Annotated in this window: 4 protein-coding genes; 3 read left to right on the forward strand and 1 reads right to left on the reverse strand. The window is 69.9% G+C overall.

The window, feature by feature from the left end; all coding sequences use genetic code 11:
• The first annotated feature begins 4 nt into the window (after window positions 1–4).
• A complete protein-coding gene (locus tag ACY35P_RS09995; protein ID WP_462115682.1) occupies window positions 5–832 on the forward strand; it encodes an amidohydrolase in 828 nt (275 codons plus the stop codon).
• A gap of 15 nt (window positions 833–847) precedes the next feature.
• On the opposite strand, the gene ACY35P_RS10000 is transcribed toward ACY35P_RS09995, so the two are convergent.
• Window positions 848–2251, reverse strand: coding sequence for a GntP family permease (locus tag ACY35P_RS10000; protein ID WP_462115683.1), 1404 nt, complete (start codon window positions 2249–2251; stop codon window positions 848–850).
• A 171-nt stretch (window positions 2252–2422) separates the two neighbouring features.
• Between ACY35P_RS10000 and ACY35P_RS10005 the strand changes: the two genes are divergently transcribed.
• Window positions 2423–4711: a TonB-dependent receptor gene (locus tag ACY35P_RS10005; RefSeq protein WP_462115684.1), complete on the forward strand. Its 2289-nt coding sequence runs from the start codon at window positions 2423–2425 to the stop codon at window positions 4709–4711.
• A 148-nt stretch (window positions 4712–4859) separates the two neighbouring features.
• Window positions 4860–6634 (forward strand): SLC5/6 family protein (locus ACY35P_RS10010; protein ID WP_462115685.1); only part of this gene is annotated, 1775 nt, incomplete at its 3' end.

The following is a 6634-nucleotide window of genomic DNA, read 5'->3' on the forward strand; positions in this document are numbered from 1 at the left end:
TTCCATGCCGACCGACTACAGCGTCACTGAAATCCGGACCCCGCTTCGCGTCAGCCTCGTGCAGGGCGAGACGCGCTGGCACGACCCCGAAGCCAACCGCGAGTACTACGCCGATCTCGTCGGCTCGCTGCGCGGCATCACCGACCTCGTGATCCTGCCCGAGACGTTCACCAGCGGCTTTTCCAACGACGCGATCGACCGCGCCGAGACGATGGACGGCCCGACCGTCGACTGGATGCGCGAGCGCGCCCGCGAACTGGACGCGGCGGTGATGGGCAGCGTGCAGCTCCGCACTGAAGCCGGCGTCAGCAACCGCCTGCTGTTCGTCACGCCCGATGGCGGCGTGCAGTACTACGACAAGCGCCACCTGTTCCGCTACGCCGGCGAGCATGAGCGCTACAGCGCGGGCAGCGATCGCCTCACGCTGGACTGGCGCGGCTGGCGTATCTGTCCGCTGGTCTGCTACGACCTGCGTTTCCCGGTGTTCTCGCGCAACCGCTACGACGTCGAACGTCCCGGCGACCTCGACTACGACCTGCTGGTCTACGTCGCCAACTGGCCCGGCGTCCGCAGCCACGCGTGGCGCACGCTGATGCGTGCGCGGGCCATGGAGAACCTCTGCTACGTGGCGGCGGTCAACCGCGTGGGCACCGACGGCAACGGGCTGGTCTATGCCGGCGAGAGCGCGGTCATCGACTACCTCGGCAATGCGGTGAGCGAATGCACCGACATGGAGGTCGTCAGCACGACGACCCTGTTCCTCGAGGAGCTGCGCGCGTATCGCGAACGCTTCCCGGCGATGCTCGACGCCGACCGCTTCGAGCTGCGCTGATGCGCGACGCCGGCCTCAGACGAGGCCGGTGAGGTAGTAGAGGCCGATCACCACGAGCACGGCCGCGGTCTTGATCAGCGTGACCGCGAAGATGTCGCGATAGGCCTGGCGGTGGGTCAGGCCGGTGACGGCGAGCACGGTGATGACCGCGCCGTTGTGCGGCAGCGTGTCCATGCCGCCGGACGCCATGGCGGCGACGCGGTGCAGCACCTCCATCGGGATTCCCGCGGCCTGCGCCTGCGCCATGAACTGCTGCGCCATGGCGGCTAGCGCGATCCCCATGCCGCCGGAGGCCGAGCCGGTGATCCCGGCGAGCGACGTGACCGTCACTGCGGTGTTGAGCAGCGGATCGGGGATCGACGACAGCGCGGTCGATACGACGAGGAAGCCCGGCAGCGCGGCAATGACCGCGCCGAAGCCGTACTCCGAGGCCGTGTTCATCGACGCGAGCAGCGCGCCGGAAATCGCGGCGCGGCTGCCTTCGACGAAGCGTGCGGCGACCGGGCGCCAGGCGAGCATGAGCACGGCGACGATGCCGAGCAGCAGCGCGCCCTCGACGGCCCAGACGCCGGCGACCTTCGAGGTCTCCTGCACGACGTCCGCCGCATCGCCGATCACGGCGGGATCGAAGCGCGTCTCCTTGCCGTAGAAGCCGGGAATCCACCCCGAGAAGAGACGATTCGCGACGCCGACGAGCAGCAGCGGCAGCAGCGCGACCCACGGGCTGGCGAGGCGTTCGCCGGTGTAGGCCGCCGGTTCGTTCACGAGCGTCGCCGGGTCGCCATAGCCTTCGCCGGCGGCGGCCGCCTTGCGTCGTCGCGATTCGAGGTAGACGAGCCCGACGATGAGGATGAAGACGCCGCCGAGGCTGCCCAGCACCGGCGCGGCCCAGGCCGTCGTGCCGAAGAAGGTGGTGGGGATGATGTTCTGGATCTGCGGCGTGCCCGGGAGCGCGTCCATCGTGAAGGTGAACGCGCCGAGCGCGATCGTGCCGGGGATGAGGCGCTTCGGGATGTCGCTCTGGCGGAACAGCTCGGCCGCGAACGGATACACGGCGAACACGGCGACGAACAGCGAGACGCCGCCGTAGGTCAGCAGCGCGCAGACCAGGACGATGGAGAGGATCGCGCGCCGGGCGCCGACCAGGCGGATCGTCGCGGCCACGATCGACCGCGAGAAGCCCGACAGCTCGATGAGCTTCCCGAACACCGCCCCCAGCAGGAATACCGGAAAGTAGAGCTTGAGGAAGTTCACCATCTTGTCCATGAACAGGCCGGTGAACATCGGGGGCACGAGCGCCGGGTCCGTGAGCAGCACGGCGACGAGCGCGGCGACCGGCGCGAACAGGATCACGGAGTGGCCGCGATAGGCCACGAACATCAGGAAGGCCAGCGCGGCCAGCACGATCAGGAACGCCATTGCGGCTCCCAGCCCCAGGGTGCGCGCCAGTATCCGGATGGCCGGCGCGGCCGGCATTGTCCGAAGGTACATCTGCCCCCGTCGGTGGACGTCGCCTACCGTGCACGGCATCACGGCGCGGTCCGCCGTGCGATCACGTCGATCACATCAGGTCACCCGGGGAGCTCCATGATGCGCAAGAACGTCAGCCGTACCCACCTGTGCCTCGCCATCGCCTGCGCGCTGATCGCGCCCGCGGCGTGGGCGCAGGACACCGCCGCATCGGGGAATGCGGCGAGCGACACCGTCGACGGCGAGCGCGCGCTCGACCGCATCAAGGTCACCGCGCGCAAGCGCGAGGAGACCCTCCAGGAAGTCCCCGTCGCGGTGACGGCGTTCACCGCCGAGACGCTCGACAAGCTCGGCGTCCGCGACATCAGCGACCTCGACGCGCAGGTGCCGAACCTGACCGTCTATGCGGCGCGTGGCTCGAGCAGCACGCTGACCGCCTACATCCGCGGCGTCGGCCAGTCGGATCCGTTGTGGGGCGTCGACCCGGGCGTGGGCCTGTATCTCGACGACGTCTACGTCGCCCGCCCGCAGGGCGCTCTGCTCGACGTCTTCGACGTGGAGCGCGTCGAGGTGCTGCGGGGTCCGCAGGGCACGCTGTACGGCAAGAACACGATCGGCGGCGCGATCAAGTACATCTCCAAGGGCCTGCCGAAGCAGTTCGAGGGCCAAGCCTCGCTCACCATCGGCAACTACAACCAGCGCGACGTCAAGGCGGCCATCGGTGGCCCGCTCGGCGGCAGCGAGGCGCTGCGCGCGCGCCTGTCGGTCGCGCGACTGCAGCGCGACGGCTTCGGCCACAACCTCGTCACGGGCGAGGACGTCAGCAACAAGGACATCACGGCGGTGCGCGGCCAGCTGGGCGCGTACGTCAACGACAACCTGAACGTGCAGTTCGCCTTCGACTGGATGGACGACCGGTCCGGCGTGCGCGGTGCGCAGATGCTGGGGCCCAACCGGTTCGCGCCGACCTACGCACCGCTGCCGAGCCGCTACGACGTGCGCAACGGCATGCCGAACATCAACGACACCACGCTCAAGGGCGCGTCGATGACGGTGAATTGGGACCTCAACGACGCCTGGGGCCTGAAGTACATCCTGGCCAAGCGCGAGTCCGACACCGAGACCAACATCGACTTCGACACGACGCCGGCGACGGTCGCGGACGTGAAGGCGTTCTACCGCGACCAGCAGGTCAGCAACGAGCTGCAGGTGAACTACGACGGTGGTGGCCGGGTGCGTGGCGTCGCCGGCATCTACGGCTTCAGCGGCGAGGCCGGCGGCCAGGTGCTGAACAACTTCTTCGGCCTGTCGTTCGGCGACACGCAGGGCACCGTCTTCACCGACAGCATCGCCCTCTACGCCGACTGGACGTTCGACCTGACGCAGAGCCTCAAGCTCGACGTGGGCGCGCGCTACACGGACGAGGACAAGCGCGCCAAGGTGCTCAACCGCTGCTACACCAGCGCCACGTTCCAGACGCTGGCGGCCCGCTGCACGGCGGCCAACCCGACGCCGATCGCGGCGAACTTCGACAAGACGATCAACTTCAAGAACCTGTCGCCGAAGGTCTCGCTCGACTGGCAGGCGACCGACGACATCATGGTCTACGCGCTGGCGTCGCGCGGCTTCAAGTCGGGCGGCTACAACATCCGCGCGCAGGCCGTGCAGGTGCCGCGATCGGCCGAGCCGTTCGACGACGAGCAGGTCGACAGCTTCGAGGTCGGCACCAAGATGGGCCTGCTCGACAACACGCTGTTCCTGAACCTGTCCGCCTTCCACAACCGGTACAAGGACATCCAGCTGTCCGTGTTCACCGCGCTGCCGCTCGGCAACGGCCAGACCGGCTTCTTCGGCGACTTCACCAACGCCGCCTCCGGCACGGTCAACGGCCTCGAGGTCGAGTACCAGTGGCTGCCGAGCCGTCATTGGGCGATCTCCGGCAACCTCGCCTGGCTCGACGCCAAGTACGACGAGTTCAACTTCTTCGATCCGGTGCAGGGCAAGACGATCGACATCTCCGGCGAGCAGGAATTCACCAACGCGCCGGACTTCTCGGGCGCGCTGAACGTGGAATGGCGCACCGACCTCGCGAACGGCGGCAACCTGTCGGCGCGCGTCGGCTATGCCTACCAGAGCAGCGTGGTCGCCACGACCGAGATCCTGCGCTCCAACGTCGCGCCGGTCGCGCCGTTCGGCCGTCCGCCGATCGCGCAGGACGGCTACGGGCTGGTCAACGCCTCGGTGAACTGGCGCCTCAACAAGGCGTGGTCGTTCTCGCTGCAGGGCACCAACCTGGCCGACAAGGAGTACCTGACCACCGGGTACAACCTGAACCAGGCGCTGGGCGTGTACACCGGCTTCTACGGGGCGCCGCGCCAGTACTCGCTCACCGCGCGCTACGACTTCTGACCGACGCCGAAGGCGGTCGGAACACGGCGGCGGGCTTCGGCCCGCCGTTCGTTTTCGGGCGGAAGCCCGCCGCTGCGGCGAGACCGCGGTGGGCTAAGCTCGCCGCCGGGGAACGGGCGGGCGACAGGCCGATGAACGCGAGCACGCGATGCTGAACGTGGGAGTCGTCACTGCCGCGAGCCTGGGCTGGCTCGCGCTGATGTTCGCCGCCGCGCTGCGGGCGGAACGGCGCCCGGCGCTCGCCTCGCGCCATTGGCGCTACGTCTACGCGCTGTCTCTCGCGGTGCATTGCACGTCGTGGACGTTCTTCGGCACGGTGACGCAGGCCGCACGCTACGGCTGGCCGGTGCCGCCGACGTTCGTCGGCGCCATCCTGCTGTATGCGCTCGGCGTCGGCGTCATGCTCCGGCTCGCGCGTCTCGCGCGCGACACCAATGCCGCATCGCTCGCCGACCTGATCGCCACGCGCCTCGGCAAGGATGCATGGCTCGCCGCGACGGTGACGGGCGTCGTCGCGCTCGGGCTCGTCCCGTACATCGCGCTGCAGCTCAAGGCCGTGGCGATGAGCTTTTCGGTGCTGTCGACCGGCGCCGTTCCGACAGCCGCGCCCGCCTGGCGCGACAGTGCGCTGTACGTGGCGATCGTGCTCGCCGCGTTCGCGATCCTCTTCGGCGCGCGCCATGCGAAGGCCACCGAGCACAACCGCGGATTGGTGCTCGCGATGGCGCTCGAATCCGCATTCAAACTCGTGGCGATGCTCGCCGTCGGTGCGTTCGTGCTGTTCGGGCTCGACGCAGGGGCGCCGCAGGCGACGGCGCCCGTCGCCGTGCCGCCGCCGTCGGGCGGCTTCGCGCCGTTGATGGTGCTCGGCGCGCTGGCGATGTTCATCCTGCCGCACCAGTTCCACGTCGCCGTGGTCGAGTGCCGCGACGAGCGCCACGTCCACACGGCACGCTGGCTGTTTCCGCTCTACCTCCTGCTGATCGCCTTGCCGGTGTTGCCGCTCGCGCAGGCCGGCACGCGCCTGTTCGGCGACCGTGTCCCCTCCGATCTCTACGTGCTCGCGCTGCCGCTGTCGCAGGGCCACGAGGGCCTGGCGCTCGTCGCCTTCCTCGGCGGCCTCAGCGCGGCGACGGGGATGGTGGTGGTGAGCACGCTGAGCCTCAGCCTCATGATCGGCAACCACTGGTTCGCGCCCGGGCTGCTGCGCGGCGCTTGGGGGCGGCGCGAGGGCGACGACCTGAGCGGCAGCGTGCTGCTGCTGCGGCGCGTGGGCATCGTCGGCGTGATGCTGCTCGCCTGGGCCTACAGCCGTGTCATCGCGGGCAATGCGGCGCTGGCGGACGTCGGCGCGGTCTCCTTCTCCGCACTCGCGACCCTGGCGCCCGCGCTCGCCTTCGCGGTGTGGCGGCCGCAGACGCCCGCGCGCGCCGCCCTCGTCGGCATCCTGGTCGGCTTCGCGACGTGGGCGTGGGTGCTGGTCGGGCCGATGGCGTGGCCCGAGGCCGCGTGGCTGCGCGAAGGGCCGTTCGGGATCGCTTCGCTGTCGCCCGACGGCTTCTTCGGGCTCACGGGGTGGTCGCGCCTGGGGCGCGCGGTCGGCGCGAGCCTGTTTCTGGGCACGGGCGCGACGCTCCTGCTCGCGGCATTGCCGTCGGGCCGCCCGCGGCGTGCCTACCGGGGGCTCGACGCCGCGACGCTGCGCTCGGCGAGCCTGCGCTTCCTGCCGCGTGAGCGCGTGACCCAATTGCTCGGGGGGCTGACGACCGGGCCGGTGCCCGACGGCGTCGAGGAGCGACTCGAGCGCGAACTCGCCGGCGTGCTCGGCGCCGCGTCGGCACGCGTGCTGCTGGATGCGGCGCGACGCGAGTCGCGCGACCTGGAAACGGTCGCCACGATCGTCGGCGAGGCCTCGGCCGACCT

The organism is Lysobacter xanthus (genome assembly GCF_047159895.1).